At 63.7% G+C, this 22,348-nt stretch carries 16 protein-coding genes; 6 read left to right on the top strand and 10 right to left on the bottom strand.

All coding sequences use genetic code 11. The features are described from left to right. Positions 1-64 precede the first annotated feature (64 nt). A complete protein-coding gene (locus tag KI243_RS06030) occupies positions 65-3,586 on the top strand; it encodes a transporter substrate-binding domain-containing protein (RefSeq protein ID WP_212811177.1) in 3,522 nt (1,173 codons plus the stop codon). Positions 3,587-3,673: 87 nt separating this feature from the next. Next, on the top strand, positions 3,674-4,912 hold the full coding sequence (locus tag KI243_RS06035; protein ID WP_212810610.1) for an EAL domain-containing response regulator: 1,239 nt from the start codon (positions 3,674-3,676) through the stop codon (positions 4,910-4,912). A gap of 6 nt (positions 4,913-4,918) precedes the next feature. Here the strand turns inward: KI243_RS06035 and KI243_RS06040 are convergent, their stop codons facing one another. Continuing rightward, positions 4,919-5,581, bottom strand: coding sequence for a response regulator transcription factor (locus tag KI243_RS06040; protein WP_017124048.1), 663 nt, complete (start codon positions 5,579-5,581; stop codon positions 4,919-4,921). Between the two features lie 326 nt (positions 5,582-5,907). On the opposite strand from KI243_RS06040, the gene KI243_RS06045 reads away from it, so the two are divergent. Then, positions 5,908-6,198 (top strand): DUF3509 domain-containing protein, encoded by a 291-nt coding sequence (locus tag KI243_RS06045; protein WP_017124047.1) that lies wholly within the window; start codon positions 5,908-5,910, stop codon positions 6,196-6,198. Positions 6,199-6,361: 163 nt separating this feature from the next. Here the strand turns inward: KI243_RS06045 and KI243_RS06050 are convergent, their stop codons facing one another. Beyond that, complete coding sequence (locus tag KI243_RS06050; protein WP_177085656.1) at positions 6,362-7,246, bottom strand: TIGR02285 family protein; 885 nt, start codon at positions 7,244-7,246, stop codon at positions 6,362-6,364. A 74-nt stretch (positions 7,247-7,320) separates the two neighbouring features. Further along, on the bottom strand, positions 7,321-8,520 hold the full coding sequence (locus KI243_RS06055) for a CaiB/BaiF CoA-transferase family protein (RefSeq protein ID WP_177119357.1): 1,200 nt from the start codon (positions 8,518-8,520) through the stop codon (positions 7,321-7,323). A 139-nt stretch (positions 8,521-8,659) separates the two neighbouring features. Here KI243_RS06055 and KI243_RS06060 point away from each other — a divergent pair, with 139 nt between their 5' ends. The 3 genes from KI243_RS06060 to KI243_RS06070 all read left to right on the top strand — a co-directional run bounded on the left by KI243_RS06060 (position 8,660) and on the right by KI243_RS06070 (position 12,258). Beyond that, positions 8,660-9,202: a YaeQ family protein gene (locus KI243_RS06060; protein WP_017124044.1), complete on the top strand. Its 543-nt coding sequence runs from the start codon at positions 8,660-8,662 to the stop codon at positions 9,200-9,202. Positions 9,203-9,256: 54 nt separating this feature from the next. Beyond that, positions 9,257-10,966, top strand: a complete 1,710-nt coding sequence (gene recJ, locus KI243_RS06065) for a single-stranded-DNA-specific exonuclease RecJ (RefSeq protein WP_212810611.1) — start codon at positions 9,257-9,259, stop codon at positions 10,964-10,966. Positions 10,967-11,151: 185 nt separating this feature from the next. Next, a complete protein-coding gene (locus tag KI243_RS06070; protein WP_177085662.1) occupies positions 11,152-12,258 on the top strand; it encodes an NADH:flavin oxidoreductase/NADH oxidase in 1,107 nt (368 codons plus the stop codon). Positions 12,259-12,673: 415 nt separating this feature from the next. Here KI243_RS06070 and KI243_RS06075 read toward each other — a convergent pair whose 3' ends face one another. The 7 genes from KI243_RS06075 to ydcS all read right to left on the bottom strand — a co-directional run bounded on the left by KI243_RS06075 (position 12,674) and on the right by ydcS (position 22,303). After that, positions 12,674-14,536 carry an NAD(P)/FAD-dependent oxidoreductase gene (locus KI243_RS06075; RefSeq protein WP_212810612.1) on the bottom strand — a complete coding sequence of 621 codons (1,863 nt, stop codon included), beginning with the start codon at positions 14,534-14,536 and terminating at the stop codon, positions 12,674-12,676. A gap of 66 nt (positions 14,537-14,602) precedes the next feature. Next, positions 14,603-16,084 carry an amino acid permease gene (locus KI243_RS06080; protein ID WP_017124039.1) on the bottom strand — a complete coding sequence of 494 codons (1,482 nt, stop codon included), beginning with the start codon at positions 16,082-16,084 and terminating at the stop codon, positions 14,603-14,605. A gap of 101 nt (positions 16,085-16,185) precedes the next feature. Next, the gene (locus KI243_RS06085; RefSeq protein ID WP_017124038.1) at positions 16,186-17,610 is read right to left on the bottom strand and encodes a gamma-aminobutyraldehyde dehydrogenase; all 1,425 of its coding nucleotides are present in this window, start codon (positions 17,608-17,610) and stop codon (positions 16,186-16,188) included. Between the two features lie 86 nt (positions 17,611-17,696). Next, a complete protein-coding gene (locus tag KI243_RS06090; RefSeq protein ID WP_017124037.1) occupies positions 17,697-18,521 on the bottom strand; it encodes an ABC transporter permease in 825 nt (274 codons plus the stop codon). Continuing rightward, positions 18,511-19,458 carry an ABC transporter permease gene (locus KI243_RS06095; RefSeq protein WP_017124036.1) on the bottom strand — a complete coding sequence of 316 codons (948 nt, stop codon included), beginning with the start codon at positions 19,456-19,458 and terminating at the stop codon, positions 18,511-18,513. Before KI243_RS06095 ends, KI243_RS06090 begins: the two co-directional genes overlap by 11 nt. A 1-nt stretch (position 19,459) precedes the next feature. Then, positions 19,460-20,485: an ABC transporter ATP-binding protein gene (locus KI243_RS06100; RefSeq protein ID WP_017124035.1), complete on the bottom strand. Its 1,026-nt coding sequence runs from the start codon at positions 20,483-20,485 to the stop codon at positions 19,460-19,462. A 666-nt stretch (positions 20,486-21,151) separates the two neighbouring features. Continuing rightward, on the bottom strand, positions 21,152-22,303 hold the full coding sequence (gene ydcS / locus KI243_RS06105; protein ID WP_017127072.1) for a putative ABC transporter substrate-binding protein YdcS: 1,152 nt from the start codon (positions 22,301-22,303) through the stop codon (positions 21,152-21,154). Positions 22,304-22,348: the final 45 nt, after the last annotated feature.

Raw genomic sequence — 22,348 nt, forward strand, 5'->3', positions numbered from 1 at the left:
AACGCGATATTCCACTCTGGCATGGCTGCTATTGGCGTTGCTTGCGAGCCTCTCGGGCCAGTCGATGGCGGCCCAGGGGCTGCCCTTCAGCCTGCCCGCGTCGTTTGTCGAACTCGACCGGTTGCCCTTGAGCGCGGACGAGCAGCGCTGGCTGGAGGCCAACCGCACGTTGCGGGTGGGTATCTCGGTGGCCGACTACGAGCCGGTGGATATCACCAACGACCGTAATCGTTACCAGGGCATCAGCGCCGACTATGTGGGGCTGATCCGCGATCGGCTCGGGGTGGCGGTGGAGGTCATCGGGTTTGCCGAGCGCGACCAGGCCGTGGAAGCCCTGCGTGACGGCCAGATCGATTTTCTCACCAGTGCCAATGGTTTCGAGCGGGGTGTCCCCGAACTGGCGTTCTCCAGCGACTACATGCCCGACCGCTCGGTGATCGTCACTCGCAACGAGACCCCGGAACTGAGCGATCTCAAGGAGCGCAAGGTGGTCCTGCTGGAGGGGTATGCCGATGCGCAGGTGGTGCATGCCACCTATCCCGAGAGCAGGATCATCCTCGCGCCCACGCTCTACAGTGCATTGGAGGCACTGGCCCAGGGTGAGGTCGACGCGTTTATCGGCAATGAAGTGATTGTCCGGGCCTACAAGACCATACGGCCCTACATGGGCTTGCAGATCCGCGGGCAGAGCGCGCTGCCCCCCATCGGCTTCGCCTTCGCCACGCGCAAGTCGCAGCCGATGCTCAGCGGCTTGATCCAGCGGGCCCTCGACAGCATCGACGAGGCCACGCAACGGGAGATCCTGGCGCGCTGGACCACCGGTTTCGGCTCGGATATCACCCAGTCCCGGGTCAACCTGACTCCCGCGGAGCTTGCCTGGATCGACAAGCATCCACGGGTGGTGGTCGCCTCGCAGCAGTATCCGCCGCATATCTACAAGGACGGCCACGATCGTTGGGTCGGCCTCAATGTCGACCTGCTGGCGCGCATTTCGCGGATGACCGGGCTGCAGTTCGTCTTCGAGGAAAGTTTTTCCACGATGGAGACCATCGGCATGCTCAAGGAGGGCAAGGCGCTGATGAACGGCTCGCTGGCGGAAAGCCCCGAGCGCAAGGCGTTCCTGAACTTCACCTACGCCTTCGGCGGCAGTTCCTGGGTGTTTGTCGTGCCGGTCAACGACTCCCCGCTCGGCTCCTTCAAGCAACTGTCCGGGCGGGTGCTGGCGTTGCCCGAAGGGCATGCGCTGCAAGCGATGATTCGCCGCGAGCACCCGGATATCGTCTTGCGCAGTGTCAGGACCCCGGAGGAAGCCAGGGCGCTGGTGGAGAATGGCGAGGCGGCGGCGACCATCCAGAGTGACGCCTGGGCCTATCTGTATCCGCCCGGCAGGCTGAAGGTCGGGCGTAGCGTGGAGGGGCTCTGGTCCGCCGACAGTTTCTCGGTGGTCAAGACGTCTCCCGAGCTGCTGAGCATTCTCAACAAGTCGCTGGAGGCATTTCCCGTCGCGGAGCTGCGGGCCCTGCGGATCAAGTGGCTCGGTGCGGTGCCCGTGGCGCCGCCGCCGTCGGTGTGGAAGCGGGTGCCACGCTGGGTCTACGGACTGGCCGGGGCCATGTTGCTGCTGGGGGTCGTCTCGCTCGCCTGGAACCGCCGCCTGAATATCCAGATTCGCCAGCGCCGCCAGGCCGAGCAGGAGCTCAATGACCGGCTGGCCTTCCAGCGGGCGCTGCTGGATGGCATCCCCAATCCGATTTTCGTGCGTGACCTGCAAGGACGCTTGATCACCTGCAATCGCAGCTACGAGCAGAGCCTGTCGACGACCCTGGAGCAGGTGCAGGGGCGGCGTGTCACTGAAACCGGCCTGCTGCCGCAGGATGTTGCCCGGCAACTGCATGATGAGTTCGTGCGGTTGCTGGACGACCAGCAACCGGTGTTCAAGGATCGCCGGCTCGAATTTCTCAGTGGCGGCATCGATGTCTATCAATGGATGGTGCCCTTCTATTCGGCCGGGGCGCAGTTGCAGGGGCTGCTGGGCGGCTGGATCGATATCACCGAAAGAAAGCGGCTCGAGGCGCAACTGACCGAGGCCCGTCGGCAGGCCGAACAGGCCAGCCAGGCCAAGAGTGCCTTCCTGGCGACCATGAGTCATGAGATCCGCACGCCCATGGGGGCAATCATCGGCTTGCTCGAAGTGGAGCGCGAGCAGGCGCAGGCCCGGGGACAGGCGCTCTCGCAGGGTTTGCAGGTGGCCTATCAATCGGCCAGGGAACTGACGGCGCTGATCGGCGACAGCCTCGACCTGGCAAAGATCGAGGCCGGGCACATGCGCCTGGACCCGCAGCCCACCGACCTGAAGCGTTTCCTCGAGGGGGTGGTGCAGTTGTTCGAGGCCCAGGCCGTGGAGAAGGGCATCGAGCTGAGCCTGGAGGTCGCCCCCCTGTTCGAGGACGACCACCGGCTCGATCCGCTGCGCTTGCGCCAGGTGCTGCACAACCTGATCGGCAATGCCCTGAAGTTCACCCACGAGGGTTTTGTCCGGGTCCGGGTTGCCCTGCTTTCGCAATCGGCGGATATCGACCGCTTCTGCATCGCTATCGAAGACAGCGGCAAGGGCATCGGCCCGGAACAACAGGCTGCACTGTTCACTCCCTTCGTGCAGGGCCGCGATGAAACCGATGAGGAATATCGCGGGACCGGCCTGGGCTTGAGTATCTGCAAGCAACTGGTGGAGCTGATGGACGGCTGCATCGAGCTGCACAGCCATGCCGGACATGGTACCCAGGTGCGCCTGGAACTGCCGCTCAGGCGCGAGGCACGCCGCTCGACAACCGTACCGCCGAGCAGCGCCAGGTCCGAGCTGCCGTCCTTGAACGTACTGATCGTCGATGACCTTTCCGCCAACCGCCTGGTGTTGCATCAGCAACTCGCGGTGCTCGGCCAGCGCGTCGAGTCGTTCCGCACGGCGCAAGCAGCGCTGCAGGCCTGGCAGGGCGGACACTTCGACCTGGTGATCAGCGATTGCAACATGCCCGGCATGACAGGCTATGAGCTGGCCGAGGCGTTGCGTCGGCTGGAAATCGAGGAGCAGCGCCCGGCCTGCCTGATTGTCGGGTGCACGGCCAACGCCATGAGTGATGAGCGTCAACGCTGCCTGCAGTCCGGGATGAACGATTTGCTGGTCAAGCCCGTTGTCCTCGATGACCTGGCCCGCCTGCTGGCGGAGATCGCCCCCCGGGAAAAATCCTTCGATATCCAGACGCTGCGGGACATGACGCTGGCCGACAACGAAGTGCTCCAGCGCATGCTGCTGGAGCTCTGGAAGAACCTGCGGGAAGAGCGCGGCGAGCTGGAAGAAACGGTCAGCGGCGCTGACTGGGAGGGCGTGGCGATGTCCGTGCATCGCCTCAAGGGGATTGCCTCGCTTGTCGATGCCATTGCCCTGGCGCGGGCCTGTGTCGATATGGACGCTTGCCTGCGGCTGAAGGCTGTCGAGCGGCTGCAGCCTGAGTGGCAGGCACTCAAGGCGGCGATCGACCAGGTCATGGCCGACATTGAACCGAGTCTGCAAGACCGGTCACTACTTTAGGACTTGTCCTATGGGGAACGCCGGCTGCCCCGGCTAAGGTGGCAGGCCATTGCGGATAACGACCGCTTCATCCTGCGGAGATCATCGATGCGTGCACTCAAGATCCTGGTTCTTGAAGACAACCCCTTTCAACTGATGGCACTGCACCAGATGCTCAATGCCAACGGTGTCTTCGATGTGCTGACGGCTGAAAGCGTCGAGAGTGCCCGGCAGTCCCTGGTCAATCGCGGACCGGTCGATATTGCCATCTGCGATCTCTCCCTGGAAGGCGGCGATGGCCTGCAACTGATCCGGCACCTGGCCGAAACCCGCGAGGCCCAGGCCCTGATAATCCTCAGCAGCCTCGACCAGGAGGTGCGTGAAGGCGCCGCGCACATGGCCCGACAGCAGGGACTGCATGTGCTGGGCTGCCTGCTGAAGCCGGCGTCGGCGGCGATCCTGGGTGAGTTGCTGGCGACCTACCAGCAACGCTTCGGTCGCCAGCGCCCCGGGCTGCCGCTGGCCCAGGTCTGTGAGTTGCTTTCGTTGCATGAACTGCAGGCGGGGGCCGGACCCCGGGCGATCCAGCAGTACTGCAGCGCCTACTTCCAACCCAAGGTAACGTGTGATGGTCGGGTGCAGGGCGTCGAGGCGCTGGCTCGCTGGCAGCATCCGGAACAGGGCATGCTGTTGCCGGCCACCTTCATGCCGGTGCTCGAGTATGCAGGGCTCTCGGAGGCCCTTGCCTGGCACATGCTCGAACAGGCCATCGGCCTGTCGGTCGAGGTGTACCTGGGTACGGACGAGTATTTGCCGGTGGCAGTGAATATTCCGGGGTTGATGGTCGAACAGGCGGATTTCGCCGAGCGCCTGAACGAGCTGCTGAGACGTTTCCACCTGCCCGCCGAATGGCTGACGCTGGAGGTGGTCGACAGCGGCGAATGCACCGCCGAGGCGGCCCAGGTCGAAGGCATGCTGCGTCTGCGGATGCTCGGTTGCCAGCTGTCGATCGGCGATTTCGGCGTTGCTGGCGCCGGCCTGCAGAAACTGCTCGAACTGCCGTTCTCGGAGTTGAAGATCGCCCCCCGCTTTGTCACCGGCATGGCCGAGGATTCGCGCAAGCGCTCGATCGTCGCGGGGATCCTGAACATGGCGAAGGGCATGAACCTGCGGGTGGTGGTCACCGGGATCGAAACCGACGAGGAATATCGGTTGATCCAGGAGTTGGGGGACCTGCTTGTCCAGGGGCGATTCGTTGCCGCGCCCATGAGCCGTGTCGAACTCTTGCCCTGGCTGAGCATGGCCGGTCGCGTGGCTGTCGCCGAGCGTGAGCGGCAGCCTGGCTGAGGGCGATCAGGACAGTCCGTGCTCCTGCAGGTAGAGAAACAGCGCGGCATCATTGGACAGGCCGAGCTTGCGCATGGCACTGACTTTCTGCGCGCTGACGGTCTGCTTGCTGCGACACAGGCGGGCCGCGATCTCGCCCACCGTACGGCCAGCCGCGAGGAGGCGGGTGACCTCCAGTTCCCGCGGTGACAGCTGTTCCTGGTCGCCCAGCCGATGGGTGCCGGTTTCCCCGGCCTGCGCCAGGGTCTGGCGCACCGATTGGGCGACGAACACCTTGCGTTGTCGCACATGGCGGATCGCCACGGGCAACTCGGCCGCGAGGCTGGCCTTGCTCAACAGGCCCATGACGCCCAGGTCCAGGATATAACGGAACAGACCGGCATTGTTGAGCATGGTGACCACCAGGATCGGCAGGTCCGGGTAGTGCCGGACCAGGGCCTCGATCATCTTCAAACCGTCATTCTGATCCGCCGTCGGCATCATGAAATCGGTGATCAGCACGTCGCACGGGCGCTCGCCCAGAAGATCGAAGAGCGCCTGCGGGGTGCTGGCCTCACCGACCACGCTCAAGCCGGGATCGCGCTCCAGTACGGCCCGCAAGCCAATCAGGAAAATCGGGTGGTCATCCGCCAGGGCGATTCGTAGCGGCGTGTGGGGGGATGAACTCAAGACAGGTCTCCGGTGGGCGCGACGGTGGTGCGGGCGAGAGCAGAGCAACAAACCAGATACTTCGTGTCATATCTGTAAGCAAAGCCGATGCAGCCTGTAGTAAAAGCCTTAAAAGCCATTGATCTGATTCTAGCCAGTGCGGCCCCCTGCTGTTTTTTCTCTGTCATCTTTCTCATTCATGCTCGATAGACGTCGAGCAGCTCGCAAGGCCCTGTCGGCCCAGCGAACTTTCTTCTCTGACTGGCGGTCATTGACTCCAGGTTCTCTTGTTTTCGACCTTTCGGGTTCAGACCTTTCGGGTTTTTGACTATTGAGTGGTGATCGAGATGGAAAGTATCAGCCTGTTGCTCAATGAGGCATTGAGTCCATATCCCGTTACCCTGACGCCATCGGGCGGCCATGGTGAGTGCGTGGTGAGTGTGAGAAGCGTTGCCGGCCTGCTTCTGGTGGAGCGTGAAGTGAATCAGGCGCAACTGACGGACAAGCGTCTGCTGACCGACGTGGTCGATGGCTTGCATCGTGATCTGCGAATCGCCGAGGGGCGCCTGGAGCCCTGTGTGATTGCCGCCCTGCGCAACGCCGCCGAGCACCGGGTGTTCCGCGCCGCCAGTCGTTAGCATTTTTTTTGGAACCTTCCTTCCCAAGAAGGTGTCAGATTTTATAACGGCAAGGGCAGGCATTGTGCTCCGGTGTTTGTGGCTTGTCGTACTGGTCTTTGTAGGCCACGTTTAACCCCGAGTCGTCTCCCCACTTCTCGGGGTTTCTTTTGCCCGGAATTCGTCATTGCTCCTCGGGCGCGAGGAAAAACTCCCTGGCATCCTCCAGGTACTTGTCCCGCTCCGGCGGCACCAGCCAGCGTGCATAGAGCTCCACCAGCGTCTGTCGGCGCAGCCCGCGCAGAATCTCGTTGATATGGGGAATCACCGCCCGGCCCTGGGGCGTGTTGGAGCAGGCGACACGGATGAACTGATAGTCGGCCGTGCCCTTGATGGGATAGAACAGCCATTCGTTATCGCCGATCTGTTGCTGCCGGGCCTGATAGCGGATTTCCGCCCAGTAGCCGAGCAGCGCCTTCAAGCGCCCCAGGCGTTGCATCTGCAGCAGGCTGCCCAGGGCATCGTTGCCGTAGTGCAGGACCAGATGTTGCGCATGGGTGTGATGCAGCACGTCATCGATCGGATGGCCGTAGCTGCGCTCGGCGACGACGCCCAGTTGCAGGCTGTTGCTGGCCAGCAGCGCGGCGAGGTCGACCCGGCCGTCGGACACAAAGGGTTCGATCAGGGCCTGGTCGGCTGGTCGAACCACCAGGCCGTTGCTGGTGGTGCCCATGCTGGGGATGGAAAAGAGCATTTTCTGCGCCCGCGCCGCGGTCCACAGCAGCGCCGGATCGCAAGTGAACGTCGACCCGCCGAGCATCTGCATGCCCCGCGCCCGGTTGACTCGCAGTACCGTGTGTTCGTACTCCGGCAGCGCCGCCATCAGCAGCGGCAGCATCTGGTCCACCGCCCCCTGGCCTTCTTTCGGACCGTCGAAGATGCTCAGGGGCGGCAGATCCCGCAGCAGCCAGGTCAAGGTTTCCCTGGCCTGCCCGGTTTGCGGCAGGACACACATCAGCGCGGCCAACAGCGGGAAACCAAGGTGTCGCCACAGGGCACTGGGAGTCATGAGCTGGATACCTTCCCGGGTTCAAGCCAGTCGTTGATACACTCGTCGACGCACTTATCAACAGCCACGCGGCGCTAGATGGCGCCGCTTTCACGCAGCCGTGCAACCTGTACCTTGTCATAACCGAGGCTGCCCAGCACCTCGCCATTGTGTTCGCCCAACTGCGGGCCGACCCATTCGCTGGAGCCAGGCGTCTGCGAGAGTTTCGGCACGATGCCGGGCATCTTGAAGTCCTTGCCGTCGGGCAGCTTGGCCTGCAGGAACATCTCCCGGGCGAGAAATTGCGGGTCGCTGAACATGTCCTCGGCGCTGTAGATGCGGCTGGCGGGGACATCGGCGCCGTTCAGGGCGGCGATCACCGCGTCCAGGGGCAGTGAGTTGACCCAGCGGTCAATCACCCCGTAGATCTCGTCACGCCGGCTGTCGCGCCCGTCATTGCTGGCCAGCAGCGGGTCGTTCGCCAGGTCTTCACGGCCGATGGCCTGCATGAAGCGCTTGAAGATCGCATCGCCATTGGCGCCGATCTGCACATGCCGGCCATCGGCCGTGGTGTGGATCGACGATGGCGTGATGCCCGGCATGATATTGCCGGTGCGTTCGCGGATGAAACCGAACACATCGAACTCCGGCACCATGCTTTCCATCATCGCGAAGATGGCTTCATACAGGGCGACATCCACCACCTGGCCTTCTCCGCCATTCACTTCGCGATGACGCAATGCCATCAGGGCACCGATCACGCCCCACAGCGCGGCAATCGAGTCGCCGATGGAGATCCCGGTGCGCACCGGCGGGCGGTCTTCGAAACCGGTGATGTAGCGCAGCCCGCCCATGGACTCGCCGACCGCGCCAAATCCCGGCTGGTCCTTCATCGGTCCGGTCTGGCCGAACCCGGACAGGCGCACCATCACCAGCCCGGGATTCAGCGCGTGCAGGGTTTCCCAGCCCAGGCCGAGCTTTTCCAGGACGCCGGGGCGAAAGTTCTCGATCAGGATGTCCGCTTCGCCGAGCAACTGCTTGAGGATCGCCAGGCCGTCCGGATGCTTCAGGTTCAGCGTCAGGGATTTCTTGTTGCGCGCCTGGACAAACCACCACAGCGAGGTGCCTTCGTACAGCTTGCGCCATTTGCGCAGCGGGTCGCCGCCGTCCGGCGATTCGACCTTGATCACCTCGGCGCCGAATTCGGCGCAGATCCGCGAGGCGAAAGGGCCGGCGATCAGGGTTCCGAGCTCGATGACTTTCAGGCCGGAGAGAGGTTTGGCGGTGAACGGCATGGGCGATCCTGTAGGACAAGACGAGGGCAGTAGAGCCTTTTAACATGGCGCGCGCCATCTTCATAACCATCAGCAGTCGTTGATTGACCTGCGTATCGGTTAGACTTGGCGCCTTTCCTCGTCTCTAGAAGCCCCGTTCATGGCCCAGCCGTCCACGACCTACAAGTTCGAACTCAACCTCACCGACCTGGATCGCAGCGTCTACGAAAGCGTCAAGCAGACCATTGCCCGCCATCCTTCGGAAACCGAAGAGCGGATGACCGTGCGTTTGCTGGCCTACGCCCTCTGGTACAACGAACTGCTGGCTTTTGGTCGTGGTCTGTCGGAGGTGGACGAGCCTGCGCTGTGGGAAAAAAGCCTGGATGATCGCGTCCTGCACTGGATCGAAGTCGGCCAGCCGGATGCCGATCGCCTGACCTGGTGCTCGCGTCGTACCGAGCGTACCAGCCTGCTGGCCTACGGCAGCCTGCGCGTCTGGGAAACCAAGGTGGTCCCGGCGGTGAAGAACCTGAAGAACGTCAATATCGCGGCGGTTCCGCAGGAAGTCCTGGAAACCCTCGCCAAGGACATGCCGCGCGTCATCAAGTGGGATGTGATGATCAGCGAAGGCACGATCTTCGTCACCGATGATCGCGGCCAGCATGAAGTCCAGCTCGAATGGCTGATGGGCGAGCGCGGTTAACCGCGTCGCCACCGTTTCCACTCCTGTGTATTGAAGAGAAATTCCGCCAACGCCATGCGTATCGAACCCCGTCCATTGCCCGCCACCCTGCCTTTTCTCGGCGACCTGCCGCCACTGCTGACCCGCCTGTACGCGGCGCGGGGTGTCGAATCGGCAGCCGAACTGGATAAAAGCCTGGCGCGCCTGATTCCCTTCCAGCAACTCAAGGGGATCGACGCCGCGGTGGACCTGCTGGTGGTGGCACTGGAGCAGCGCCAGCGGATCCTGATCGTCGGCGACTTCGACGCCGATGGCGCGACCGCCAGTACCGTGGGCCTGCTGGGCTTGCGCCTGCTGGGCGCGGCGCATGTCGATTACCTGGTACCGAACCGTTTCGAGTACGGCTACGGCCTGACCCCGGAAATCGTTGCCGTGGCGTTGCAGCGCGAGCCGCAATTGCTGATCACCGTCGACAACGGCATCTCCAGTATCGAAGGTGTGCTGGCGGCCAAGGCGGCCGGCCTGAAGGTGCTGGTGACCGATCACCACTTGCCGGGCAACGAACTGCCGGCGGCCGATGCCATCGTCAATCCGAACCAGCCCGGTTGCGAGTTCCCGAGCAAGGCGCTGGCCGGGGTCGGGGTGATCTTCTATGTGCTGATGGCCCTGCGCGCGCGCCTGCGCAGCCTGGGCCGCTATGAAAACCGGCCGCAGCCGAATATCGGCGAACTGCTCGACCTGGTGGCGTTGGGCAGCGTGGCCGACGTGGTGCCCCTGGACGCCAACAACCGGATCCTGGTGCACCAGGGCCTGGAACGCATTCGTGCCGGCCGGGCCCGGCCGGGGCTCAAGGCGATCCTCGAAGTGGCCAAGCGCGATCACTCGCGCCTGACCTCCACCGACCTCGGCTTTATCCTCGGACCACGCCTGAACGCGGCGGGGCGCCTGGACGACATGAGCCTGGGCATCGAGTGCCTGCTTGCCGAGGACCCGGTATTGGCGCTGGAAATGGCCACCCAGCTGGATGAAATGAACAAGGACCGCAAGTCCATCGAGCAGGGCATGCAGCGCGAAGCCCTGGCCCAGCTCAAGGACTTGCCGGTGGAGTCGATGCCGTTCGGCCTGTGCCTGTTCGATCCGGACTGGCACCAGGGGGTGATCGGTATTCTCGCCTCGCGGATGAAGGAGCGTTATCACCGCCCGACCATCGCCTTCGCCGATGCCGGCGACGGCATGCTCAAGGGTTCCGGTCGTTCGGTCGCCGGGTTCCACATTCGCGATGCCCTGAGCGTGGTGGCGGCGCAGCACCCGGACCTGATGGGCAAGTACGGTGGCCACGCCATGGCCGCCGGCCTGAGCCTGCCGCAGGAAAACTTCCCGCTGTTCGCCGAAGCCTTCGATGCCGAAGTGCGTCGTCAGCTCAGCGAGGAAGACCTGACCGGACGCTTGCAGACCGACGGTACGCTGGCCCTGGAAGAGTTCAACCTGGAACTGGCGCGGGCCCTGCGCAACGCCGGCCCCTGGGGCCAGCATTTCCCCGAACCGTTGTTCCACGGGGTATTCCAGCTGGTGGAAAAGCGCATCGTCGGCGAGCGGCATCTGAAGGTGGTGCTGAAAAGCGAGTGTGGCTCGGTGAAGCTCGATGGCATTGCCTTTGGCATCGACCCGGAAATCTGGGCAAACGCACGGGTCGACTGGGTCGAGCTGGCCTACAAGCTCGATCTCAACGAGTTCCGTGGCAAGGAAAGCGTGCAACTGATGATTGCCCACATCGAACCGCGCTGAGCTTTAAATCGGCTGAACCCTCCGGCGTCCGTCATTGTCGACTAGGCTCTAAGCACTGTCTGAATGGTCTTGTGACGTTGTCTTCCTTATCCATCCGCCGGGGGGCGGACGTCCACCTTTTCCTGTCACTCGTCGACGTTCTCACAGAACCCTGGAGCCAGCCCACTTGATTTGAGAGGTGCCCCATGAGTCTGCTGCTTGAACCCTATACCCTTCGCCAATTGACCCTGCTGAACCGCATCGCGGTCTCGCCGATGTGCCAGTACTCCAGCGTCGATGGCCTGGCCAATGACTGGCATCTGGTCCACCTCGGCAGCCGGGCGGTCGGCGGCGCCGGACTGATCTTTACCGAAGCCACCGCGGTGACCGCCGATGGCCGCATCACCGCCCAGGACCTGGGCTTGTGGAATGACGAACAGATCGAACCGCTGCAGCGCATTACCCGCTTTGTCACGGCCCAGGGCGCCGTCGCCGGGATCCAGCTGGCCCATGCCGGGCGCAAGGCCAGCACCCATCGACCCTGGCTCGGCAAGCATGGCAGCGTCAAGCCCGAGGATGGCGGCTGGACGCCGGTCGGACCGTCGCCGATTGCCTTCGACCCGCAGCACACGCCACCGCTACAACTGGATGAGGGGCAGATCGCCGAGGTGATCGAGGCATTTGTCGCGGCGGCCAAGCGCGCCCTGGTCGCCGGCTTCAAGGTGGTCGAGGTGCATGCCGCCCACGGTTATCTGCTGCACCAGTTCCTCTCGCCCCTGAGCAATCAGCGGCGTGACCAGTACGGCGGCTCGTTCGAAAACCGTATTCGCCTGGTCCTGCAGGTCACCGAAGCTGTGCGGGCGGTCTGGCCCGAGGAGTTGCCGTTGTTCGTGCGCGTCTCGGCCACCGACTGGGTGGAAGACGGCTGGAACCCGGATGAAACCGTGGAACTGGCACGGCGCCTGAAAGACCTTGGCGTCGACCTGATCGATGTGTCCTCGGGTGGCACCGCCGCCAACGCGGAAATCCCCACCGGCCCCGGCTACCAGACCCGATTCGCCGAGCGCGTGCGCAAGGAATCCGGCATCGCCACCGGCACCGTCGGGCTGATCACCGAGCCGGCCCAGGCCGAACATATCCTGCGTACCTGCCAGGCCGACATCATTCTCCTGGCCCGCGAGCTGTTGCGCGATCCATATTGGCCGTTGCATGCCGACGATGACCTGGGCGGTCGCAAGGCGATCTGGCCGGCGCAATACCAGCGCGCCACCCATCGCGACCAGCCGATCCACGAGTCGGATCTGCGTGAGTGAGAGGGGGATGCGCCCTGCGTGAAAACACCGAGACCCGCCGACAAGGCGGGTTCTCTATGGATTGCAGGATTTTCCCTCTGCAAATTCCGAAATGATCTTAGCAGGCTACGGATTCTTCCTACCCTTAGGCTATGTCTGAGACGGTCTGTCCAGACGGTTCCTGTGCAGTCACAGAAGGAAGTCGTCCATGTCAAAGGAACGAAGCATTCTTGGATTCATGCTGTTTCTCTGGGCATTCAGGACACCACCTCGCGCCAGGGTGCGCAGGCTCAGCGATGACGAACGGCAGTTGGTGGAGCATTACCGAAGCTTGTCGGCAGAGGATCGCAATGCGTTGCACTGCCTGTTGAATGCGATGGGGAGTGTTTCGCGGTTTTGAGCCCCGCCCGAATCCCGGGCGGGGCCAGGCAGTGCCTTATCCCAATTCCCCCACCGCTCGCCAGGCTTCGTCTATCGCCGCGTGGGCATACGCGCTCCATGCCGCATCCGAGTTGGCGATGCTGACCCGGCCCACCGGCTTGCGCGCCAGCTTCATCAGTTTTTCGCTTTCGTCGGCATCGTCGAACAGGCTGTTGGAAAAGTACGCGTAGCCGTGGGACCAGCGGTTGACGGTGATCGCCAGGATATCGGTTTCATGATTGAAGCCGCCCGGACCGAGCATGCGTTGCAACTGGTCGCGCAATTGCGCCTCCAGTTGCTCGAAGGTCTGGCCGTAGAGCTTGCCGCGTCCGGCCCGTGCCTGGTCGCGGGCGTTCATGCCGCTGTTCGGGCTGGTCGGCACGTAGACCATGTGCAGGCCGATCGGCTGGCTCGGGTCCCGCGGATGCTCGTAGCCGCCCATGCTCACCGGATAGTCGAGCTTGATCCGGCTGTAGGGCTGGGTGGCCGCGTAGATTTCGTGCACGCCGAGTTTCTGGAACGACTGCCAGTTGCGGATCACCACCTTGGTGTACACCAGCGGGAATTTCACGTTCTGGCTCAGGGCATGGGCCTGGGGCGCCGGCAGGTCGCGCAGCAGGTAGGGGATCATCATGTTGTAGCAGGCCAGGATGCAGTGCTTGCCGCGTACTTGGCTCAACTGGCCGCCACGGCTGTAGCCGATGTTCACACCCTTGCCGACATTTCGCACGCTGACCACGGTGCTGTTCAGGCGCAGTTGCACCGGGGCCTTCGGCTGGTCGAGGCGGGCGTAGTCGAACGGTGCCAGCACGATGTCGTCCATGGTGTGTCCCGGCGCCACCGAGGGAATCAGGCTGCGCACCAGCAGGCGCGCCAGGGACGCGTTGCCGTCCGGGAAATGGTAGATGTACGGCTCTTCCATTTCCGCCCTGGATTCTTCGCTGATGGGCTCCAGATTCATCGCGCCGAAGCCGGGGAAACCGACGTTGTAGGCGTCGAACGCCGCCACCGCGTCGATGCTCAGGGCCGAGAAGTCATTGGTGCGGCTCTGGAAGTATTTCACCGCGTTTTCCGACAGGCCGACGTCCTTGAGCAGGAAGTCGCGGTAGCTGGTGGCGGCCAGGTGCTCGGCCTTCTCCGCGGCGCTCTTGCCTGGCAGGTAGTCACGGGGCGACTGGTGCAGTTCGATCAGCGCCTGGCGATCCGCTTCGGGCAGCGGGAAATCGTTGATGAAGTCGCGGATAGGGCGGGCATTCAGTTGTTCCGGAGCGATATCGTCGGCGACCATCGGTGTCGGGTCGCCGCTCACCAGTTTGTCCTCGCCGAAATTCTCCTTGTCGAAGAACACCCCGCGGGACAGGCCCAGGCCCGGATAGAACGGCCGGTCGAAGGCGGTTTCGAAGCGCTTGATATCGACCCCGAGCTTCTTCAGCAGGCCGTTGACCTGCTTGCTGTACAGATGGTTCGGCGACTGGAAGGCTTCGCTGCCGCCGTAGCCGAGGATCATGCGGCCCCCGGCGGAGAATTCGTTGCGCTTGGCGTGACCGCCGAAGTCGTCGTGGTTTTCCAGGATCAGGATACGTGCCTTGGGGTGCTTCTCCCGGTAGAACCATGCCGCCGACAAACCGCTCAGGCCACCGCCGACCACCACCAGGTCGTACTCTGCGGCAATGGGCAGGTGCGCGGTGTCGAAGACCTTTTTCTCCCAGCCCATCTGGTGGGCGACCTCGAAGGAGCCGACGTGGCTGCCCCGCAGGCCGGTCAGGGCCGGTGGGTAATAACGTCCGTCGGGCGCGGCCTGGAGCAGTTGCAGCGGGGTCATGCCGGCGGCGATGGTGATGGCGACGCCGTTGAGGAAGTCGCGGCGGGTGATATCCATGATAGATCCTTGTTTTTTATTGTTGGAACGACCCGGGCAGCCAGTGCACCGCCCGGGCGCCTGCCGTTACCGGCTGATTTTCCAGGCGTCGCCGGCTGGTGCGGTGCCGCGGTCGTAGGGCTTGCCCAGCCACATGTAGAGCAGGCCCAGGCCGATGACGATGGCGGTGCTCAGGACCATGGCGTAGTTGATGTACCAGGCCGCATCCGGCGTACGGGGCCAGGCCATGTTGACGATGGCGCCGACGCCATAGACCAGCGCGCCGATATTCACCGGCAGGCCCCAGGCCCCCAGGGTGAACTTGCCGCTGGGTTTCCAGCCGCGGGCGCGGGCGAACAGGGCGGCAAGCACTATCATCTGGAAGGCCAGGTAGATGCCGATGGCCGCGAAGCTGACGATGGTCGCCACCGCGTCCTGCAGGAAGAAGCCGAGGGCGATGATCAGCGCCGGCAGGACCCCGGAGACGAACAAGGCCGCCACGGGCACCTGGGTGGTCGGTGAAATTCGCTTCAGCAGGTTGCTGCCGATGACCATTTCATCGCGGGCATAGGAGTACAGCAGGCGGCTGGCGGCGGCCTGCAGGCTGATGACGCAGGAGATGAAGGAAATCATCACCACGCCCATCACCACTTTCGAGCCGACGCTGCCGAAGGCATTGTTGAGGATGGTGGTGACCGGGTCCTTGTCGGTGCCGTTGATCACCGCCTGCATGTCCGGTACGGCGAGGATCAGCGCCAGGCAGGCGAACATCGCCGCGATACCGCCGATGTAGATGGTCATGCGCATGGCCACCGGGATCTGTTTGCTCGGGTTCGGGGTTTCCTCGGCCACGTCGCCGCAGGCTTCGAAGCCGTAGTAGAGGAACATGCCCGCCAGCGATGCGGTGAGGAATGCCGGCAGGTAGGAGCCGTCGACCCGGATATCGAACGTATTGAACAGTACGCTGATGGGCTGGTGGCGTTCGAACACCAGCAGGTACACGCCGACGATCACCGCGCCGACCAGTTCGCAGAGAAAACCGAACATGGCGATGCGTGCCAGGACCTTGGTGCCGCTGAGGTTGACCAGGGTGGCGAACAGCGTCAGGACCAGGGCGATGACGATATTGGTGTTGTTGCTCGGCTCGAAACCGAGCATGGCCGCGAGGTAAGGACCGGCACCGACCGCGACGGCGGCGATGGTCACGCACAGGGCGATGGAGTAGATCCAGCCGACCATCCACGCCCAGCGTTTACCCACCAGGCGCCGGGCCCAGGGATAGACACCCCCGGAGATCGGGAACTGCGAAACCACTTCGCCGAAGATCAGGCAGACCAGCAGTTGCCCGCAGCCGACCAGCAGGTAGGCCCAGAACATCGGCGGGCCGCCGGCGGCCAGGCACAGGCCGAACAGGGTGTAGACGCCGACCACCGGCGAGAGGTAGGTAAAGCCCAGGGCGAAGTTTTCCCACAGGCTCATGCTGCGGTTGAAGTTCGAGGTGTAGCCCAGTTTGCGCAGCTGTTCGGCATCGCTGTCGGCATCTGCGCCGAGGTGGGGTTGTGCACTCATGGCGGTGTGGCTCCAGAAAATCGGCAGATTTCGGATGTCCGAAACCGTGGCCGGGCCATGACGGCCCGTCCCGGTTCGGTATTTTTGTAGTGGAGTTGTGCTTAGTGCTTGAACATCACATGGCGTACGGTGGTGTAGTCCTCCAGGCCGTACATGGACATGTCCTTGCCATAGCCGGACAGCTTCTGACCGCCGTGGGGCATCTCGCTGACCAGCATGAAGTGGGTGTTGACCCAGGTGCAGCCGTATTGCAGGCGGGCCGCCAGGCGGTGGGCGCGACCGACATCGGCGGTCCACACCGACGACGCCAGGCCATAGTCCGAATCGTTGGCCCAGCCCAGTACCTGGGCCTCGTCGTTGAAGCGAGTCACCGAAACCACCGGGCCGAACACTTCGCGGCGGACGATCTCGTCGTCCTGCTGGGCATCGGCCAGCACCGTCGGTTCGAAGAAGAAACCGTTACCTTCCACGGCCTTGCCGCCGGTCACCAGGCGGATATGCGATTGCGCCACGGCGCGCTCGACAAAGCCGGCGACACGATCACGGTGCTGGGCGGTGATCAGTGGGCCCAGCTCGGTGGAAGGATCATCCTGCAGGCCGTACTTGATGGTGCTCACGGCCGCGCCGAGTTTCTCGACGAACTTCTCGTAGATGCCGGCCTGGGCGTATACGCGGCAGGCCGCGGTGCAATCCTGGCCGGCGTTGTAGAAACCGAAGGTGCGGATGCCTTCCACGGCGGCGTCGATATCGGCGTCGTCGAAGATGATCACCGGGGCCTTGCCGCCCAGTTCCATGTGCATGCGCTTGACGCTGTCGGCGGTGCTGGAAATGATGTTCGAGCCGGTGGCAATGGAGCCGGTCAGCGACACCATCCGCACTTTCGGATGGGTCACCAGCGGGCTGCCGACGGTCGGGCCGCGCCCGAACACCAGGTTGAGCACGCCGGCGGGGAATATCTCCGCCGCCAGTTCGGCCAGGCGCAACGCGGTCAGCGGGGTCTGCTCCGACGGCTTGAGCACCACGGTGTTGCCGGCGGCCAGGGCCGGGGCGATTTTCCAGGCGACCATCATCAGCGGATAGTTCCACGGCGCGATGGAGGCGATCACGCCCACCGGGTCGCGGCGGATCATCGAGGTGTGCCCCGGCAGGTATTCGCCGCCGGCCGAACCGTTCATGCAGCGGCTGGCGCCGGCGAAGAAACGGAACACATCGGCAATCGCCGGGATTTCATCGTTGAGCGCCGCGCTCAGCGGCTTGCCGCAGTTGTCCGATTCCAGCCTGGCCAGTTCCGCGCCGTGGGCCTCGATGGCATCGGCGAGCTTGAGCAGCAACAGCGAGCGGTCTTTCGGCGCGGTCTGCGACCAGCTGTCGAAAGCGGCATCGGCGGCACGCACGGCGGCGTCGACCTGGGCTTCGCTGGCTTCGTTGATTTCCACCAGCACACGGCCAAGGGCCGGATTGAACACGGGTTGCGCAGGGCCTTCGCCAGCGACGAGTTGACCGTTGATCAGCAGTTTGGTTTGCATGGTTATGTCCTCATGACTCAATCGGGTTGTCCGGCGGCCGCCTGTCCCTTGTGGGAGCGGGCTCGGGCGGCCACTTGTTGAAAGGGTTATTTACCGCCACTGCCGGCCACGCTTTCACCGCCGCGGGTCAGGTAGTAGGCGCCGAGGATCGGCAGCATGGTGACCATCATCACCAGCATGGCGACCACGTTGGTGACCGGTACGTCCCGCGGTCGGCTGAGCTGGTTGAGCAGCCAGATCGGCAGGGTGCGTTCATGCCCGGCGGTAAAGGTGGTGACAATGATCTCGTCGAACGACAGGGCGAACGCCAGCATGCCGCCGGCCAGCAGCGCCGAGCCGAGGTTCGGCAGGACGATGTAGCGGAAGGTCTGCCAGCCATCGGCACCGAGGTCCATCGAGGCTTCGATCAGGCTGTGGGAGGTGCGCCGCAGCCGGGCGATGACGTTGTTGTAGACGATCACCACGCAGAAGGTCGCGTGGCCGACGATGATGGTGAACATCCCCGGCTCGATCCCCAGCGTCTTGAAGGTCGCCAGCAAGGCGATCCCGGTGATGATCCCCGGCAGGGCAATCGGCAGGATCAGCATCAGCGAAATGCCCTGCTTGCCGAAGAAGTCGCGGCGATACAGCGCGGCCGAGGCCAGGGTGCCGAGTACCATGGCGATCAGGGTGGCGATGGCGGCGATCTGCAACGACAGCTTGATCGCTTCCAGCACGTCCGGACGGGCGAAGGCCACGCTGAACCACTTCAGGGTGAAGCCCTGGGGCGGGAAGCTGAAGGCCGCGTCCTCGGTGTTGAAGGCGTACATGAAGATGATCAGGATCGGGAAGTGCAGGAACACCAGCCCGCCCCACGCGGCGATACGCAGGCCCAGGGAAGCCCGCCCTTGGGATGAAGAGTCAGAGTGCATCGAAGGCCCCCAGGCGTTTGACGATGGACAGGTAGACGGCGATCAGCACGATCGGCACCAGGGTGAAGGCGGCTGCCATCGGCATGTTGCCGATGGCCCCCTGCTGGGCGTAGACCATGCTGCCGACGAAGTAGCCGGGCGGACCGATCAATTGCGGCACAATAAAGTCGCCCAGGGTCAGCGAGAAGGTGAAGATGGAGCCGGCGGCAATGCCCGGGATCGACAGCGGCAGGATCACCTGCATGAAGGTCTGGCGCGGCTTCGCCCCGAGGTCGGCGGAGGCTTGCAGCAGGGACGGCGGCAGGCGCTCCAGGGACGCCTGGATCGGCAGGATCATGAACGGCAGCCAGATATAGACGAACACCATGAAGCGGCCCAGGTGCGAGGTCGACAGGGTGCTGCCGCCGACCCCGGGGATACCCAGGACGAATTGCAGCAGCGGTTCCAGTCCCAGGTGCTGGACGAACCACTGGGCGACGCCGCCCTTGGCCAGCAGCAGGGTCCAGGCATAGGCCTTGACGATGTAGCTGGCCCACATCGGCATCATCACCGCGATGTAGAAGAACGCCTTGGTCTTGCCGGTGGTGTAGCGCGCCATGTAGTAGGCGATGGGAAAGGCGACGATCCCGGAGGCGATCGACACCACCACCGCCATGCTCAGGGTGCGCACGATGATGTCGAAGTTCGACGGGTTGAACAGCGCGGCGAAGTTCGCCAGGGTCAGGTCCGGAGTGACCGCCATGGTGAAATCGTCGAAGGTGTAGAAGCCTTGCCAGAGCAGGGTCAGCAGCGAGCCGAGATAGATCGCGCCGAACCAGATCAGTGGCGGCACAAGCAGCAGCGCCAGGTAGAAGTTGGGACGGCGGTAGAGCAGGTTGGAGAACCGTCGCATCAGCGACGGGCTTGCCGTCGTGGGTGTCAGGGCCAGAGTGCTCATGTCACACCTCGCTCGCCAGCACGGTCATGGCTTCCCGCGCCCAGCGCGCGGTGATGCGCTGGCCGGTCTGGTGCTGGGCGCTGGTGTCCAGCCACTGGGTGTTGGCCTGGCTGATATTCAGGGTCTGGCCGTTCTCCAGCTTCAGCTCATAGCGGGTGGCGCTGCCCTGGTACTGGATATCGTGCAGCAGGCCGCTGACTTCGACTTCGTGGCCTTGTGCCGGGCCTTCGGCGAAACGCACATGTTCCGGGCGGATCGAGAAGGGCAGGTCGCTGCCGCTCAACTGCCTGGCCAACTCGCCACGAATCACGTTGGAGGTGCCGACGAATTCGGCGACGAAGGTGGTGGCCGGTTTCATGTAGAGGTTGCGTGGGGTGTCGACCTGCTCGATGCGGCCCTTGTTGAACACCGCGACGCGGTCGGACATCGACAGCGCTTCGGTCTGGTCATGGGTGACGAAGATAAAGGTGATGCCCAACTGGCGTTGCAACTTCTTCAGTTCGCCCTGCATCTGCTCGCGCAGCTTGAGGTCCAGGGCGCCGAGGGGCTCGTCGAGCAGCAGCACCCGTGGGCGATTGACCAGGGCACGGGCCAGGGCCACGCGCTGGCGCTGGCCGCCGGACAACTGCACCGGCTTGCGCTCGCCATAGCCGCCGAGGGCGACCATGCCCAGGGCTTCTTCAGCGCGCGCCAGGCGTTCGCTCTTGCCGACGCCCTTGACTTTCAGGCCGTAGGCGACGTTGTCGCGCACGTTCATATGGGGGAACAGCGCGTAATCCTGGAACACGGTGTTCACGTCACGCTGGTAGGGCGGCAGCCCGGCGGCTTCTTCGCCGTGGATGCGGATCGAACCGGCGCTGGGTTGTTCGAAGCCGGCGATCAGGCGCAGGCAGGTGGTCTTGCCCGAGCCGGAAGGGCCGAGCATGGAAAAGAACTCGCCGTCCTGGATATCGATGGAAACCCGGTCAACGGCTTTCACTTCGCCGAACTGACGGGAAACGTGGGTGAACTGGACTGCAAGCGTCATGATGCGGTGCTCCAAAAAGGCGAGGGCCGTTGCAGCGGCCTGGCCTGGACTTCTGAAAAATCTGAAACGGTGAACAGCGATCTGGCTGGCACTGCGCTGTCTGTTCGGACGCGGCAAGGCTCACGGGCCTCATCGCTGGCAAGCCAGCTCCTACAGGGGTTGTGTCGTACGCAAGCTCGTTGTGCGACACGGACTCCTTGTAGGAGCCGGCTTGCTGGCGATGGCGTCCGGATGGGCGATGCAAGGCTCATGGGCCTCATCGCTGGCAAGCCAGCTCCTACAGGGGTTGTGTCGTACGCAAGTTCGTTGTGCGACACAGATCCCTCGTAGGAGCCGGCTTGCCGGCGATGGCGTCCGGATGGACGCTGCAAGGCTGATGGGCCTCATCGCTGGCAAGCCAGCTCCTACAGGGGGTGTGTCGTACGCAAGCTCGTTGTGCGACACAGATCCCTTGTAGGAGCCGGCTTGCCGGCGATGGCGTCCGGATGGACGCTGCAAGGCTCACGGGCCTCATCGCTGGCAAGCCAGCTCCTACAGGGGTTGTGTCGTACTCAAACCCGGTATTCGACACAGATCCCTTGTAGGAGCCGGCTTGCTGGCGATGGCGTCCGGATGGGCGATGCAAGGCTCATGGGCCTCATCGCTGGCAAGCCAGCTCCCAGGGGTTTAGCGACCGCCCATGATCGCAATGTAGTCCTGGGTCCAGCGGCTGTACGGCACGAACTTGCCGCCCTCGGCCTGCGGGGTTTTCCAGAAGGCGATCTTGTCGAAGGAGTCGAAGCCGTTGGTCTTGCAGCCTTCGGCGCCGAGCAACTCGCTACCCTTGCACGCCGCGGGAACCGCCGGCAGGGAACCGAACCAGGCCGCTACGTCACCCTGGACCTTGGGTTGCAGCGACCAGTCCATCCACTTGTAGGCGCAGTTGGGGTGCTTGGCATCGGCATGCAACATGGTGGTGTCGGCCCAACCGGTGACGCCTTCCTTCGGAATGGTCGAGGCCACCGGCTGCTTGTCGGCCTGCAGGCCGTTGACCATGTAGCCCCAGGAGCTGGAGGCGGCGACGCCTTCGTTCTTGAAGTCACTCATCTGCACGGTCGCGTCGTGCCAGTAGCGATGGATCAGCGGCTGCTGCGCGCGCAACAGGTCGAGGACCGCCTTGTACTGGGTCTCGGTCAGTTCATAGGGGTTCTGGATCCCCAGTTCCGGCTTGGCGGACTTGAGGTACAGCGCCGCGTCGGCGATATAGATCGGGCCGTCATAGGCCTGTACGCGGCCCTTGTTCGGCTTGCCGTCCGGCAGGTTCTGCGCGTCGAAGATCACCGCCCAGCTGGTCGGGGCCTGCTTGAACACGCTGGTGTTGTACATCAGCACGTTCGGGCCCCACTGGTAGGGAGTGCCGTAGGTCTGCTTGTTGACCACGTACCACGGCGCATCCTTGAGGCGCGGGTCGAGGTTCTTCCAGTTCGGGATCAACTCGGGGTTGATCGGTTGCACCCGCTTGCCGACGATCAGGCGCAGCGACGCGTCGCCCGAAGCGGTGACCAGGTCGTAGCCGCCCTTGGCCATCAGGCTGACCATCTCATCGGAGGTGGCGGCGGTCTTCACACTGACCTTGCAGCCGGTTTCCTTTTCGAAACCGGTGACCCAGTCATAGGCCTTGTCGCTTTCACCCCGTTCGATATAGCCTGGCCAGGCGACGATATCGAGTTGGCCTTCGCCGGCACCGACAGCTTTCAGCGGTTCGGCGGCCTGGAGACTGGCGCTGGCCAGCAAGGCGGTGGTGAGTGCACTGAGCAGTGCGGTCTTGTGCGCGAACATGGGGTTTCCCTCTACTTTAATTATGGTCGGGGCAGTCGAACGGGT

The sequence above is a fragment of the Pseudomonas sp. Ost2 genome (assembly GCF_018326065.1).
GTDB lineage: Bacteria > Pseudomonadota > Gammaproteobacteria > Pseudomonadales > Pseudomonadaceae > Aquipseudomonas > Aquipseudomonas gingeri.

Excerpts from the sequence above, each read along its gene's own strand:
- KI243_RS06030 (WP_212811177.1), top strand. The coding sequence starts at position 65 with ATGGCGGCCCAGGGGCTGCCCTTCAGCCTGCCCGCGTCGTTTGTCGAA.
- KI243_RS06035 (WP_212810610.1), top strand. The coding sequence starts at position 3,674 with ATGCGTGCACTCAAGATCCTGGTTCTTGAAGACAACCCCTTTCAACTG.
- KI243_RS06045 (WP_017124047.1), top strand. The coding sequence starts at position 5,908 with ATGGAAAGTATCAGCCTGTTGCTCAATGAGGCATTGAGTCCATATCCC.
- KI243_RS06050 (WP_177085656.1), bottom strand. The coding sequence starts at position 7,246 with ATGACTCCCAGTGCCCTGTGGCGACACCTTGGTTTCCCGCTGTTGGCC.
- KI243_RS06055 (WP_177119357.1), bottom strand. The coding sequence starts at position 8,520 with ATGCCGTTCACCGCCAAACCTCTCTCCGGCCTGAAAGTCATCGAGCTC.
- KI243_RS06060 (WP_017124044.1), top strand. The coding sequence starts at position 8,660 with ATGGCCCAGCCGTCCACGACCTACAAGTTCGAACTCAACCTCACCGAC.
- recJ (WP_212810611.1), top strand. The coding sequence starts at position 9,257 with ATGCGTATCGAACCCCGTCCATTGCCCGCCACCCTGCCTTTTCTCGGC.
- KI243_RS06070 (WP_177085662.1), top strand. The coding sequence starts at position 11,152 with ATGAGTCTGCTGCTTGAACCCTATACCCTTCGCCAATTGACCCTGCTG.
- KI243_RS06075 (WP_212810612.1), bottom strand. The coding sequence starts at position 14,536 with ATGGATATCACCCGCCGCGACTTCCTCAACGGCGTCGCCATCACCATC.
- KI243_RS06080 (WP_017124039.1), bottom strand. The coding sequence starts at position 16,084 with ATGAGTGCACAACCCCACCTCGGCGCAGATGCCGACAGCGATGCCGAA.
- KI243_RS06085 (WP_017124038.1), bottom strand. The coding sequence starts at position 17,610 with ATGCAAACCAAACTGCTGATCAACGGTCAACTCGTCGCTGGCGAAGGC.
- KI243_RS06090 (WP_017124037.1), bottom strand. The coding sequence starts at position 18,521 with ATGCACTCTGACTCTTCATCCCAAGGGCGGGCTTCCCTGGGCCTGCGT.
- KI243_RS06095 (WP_017124036.1), bottom strand. The coding sequence starts at position 19,458 with ATGAGCACTCTGGCCCTGACACCCACGACGGCAAGCCCGTCGCTGATG.
- KI243_RS06100 (WP_017124035.1), bottom strand. The coding sequence starts at position 20,485 with ATGACGCTTGCAGTCCAGTTCACCCACGTTTCCCGTCAGTTCGGCGAA.
- ydcS (WP_017127072.1), bottom strand. The coding sequence starts at position 22,303 with ATGTTCGCGCACAAGACCGCACTGCTCAGTGCACTCACCACCGCCTTG.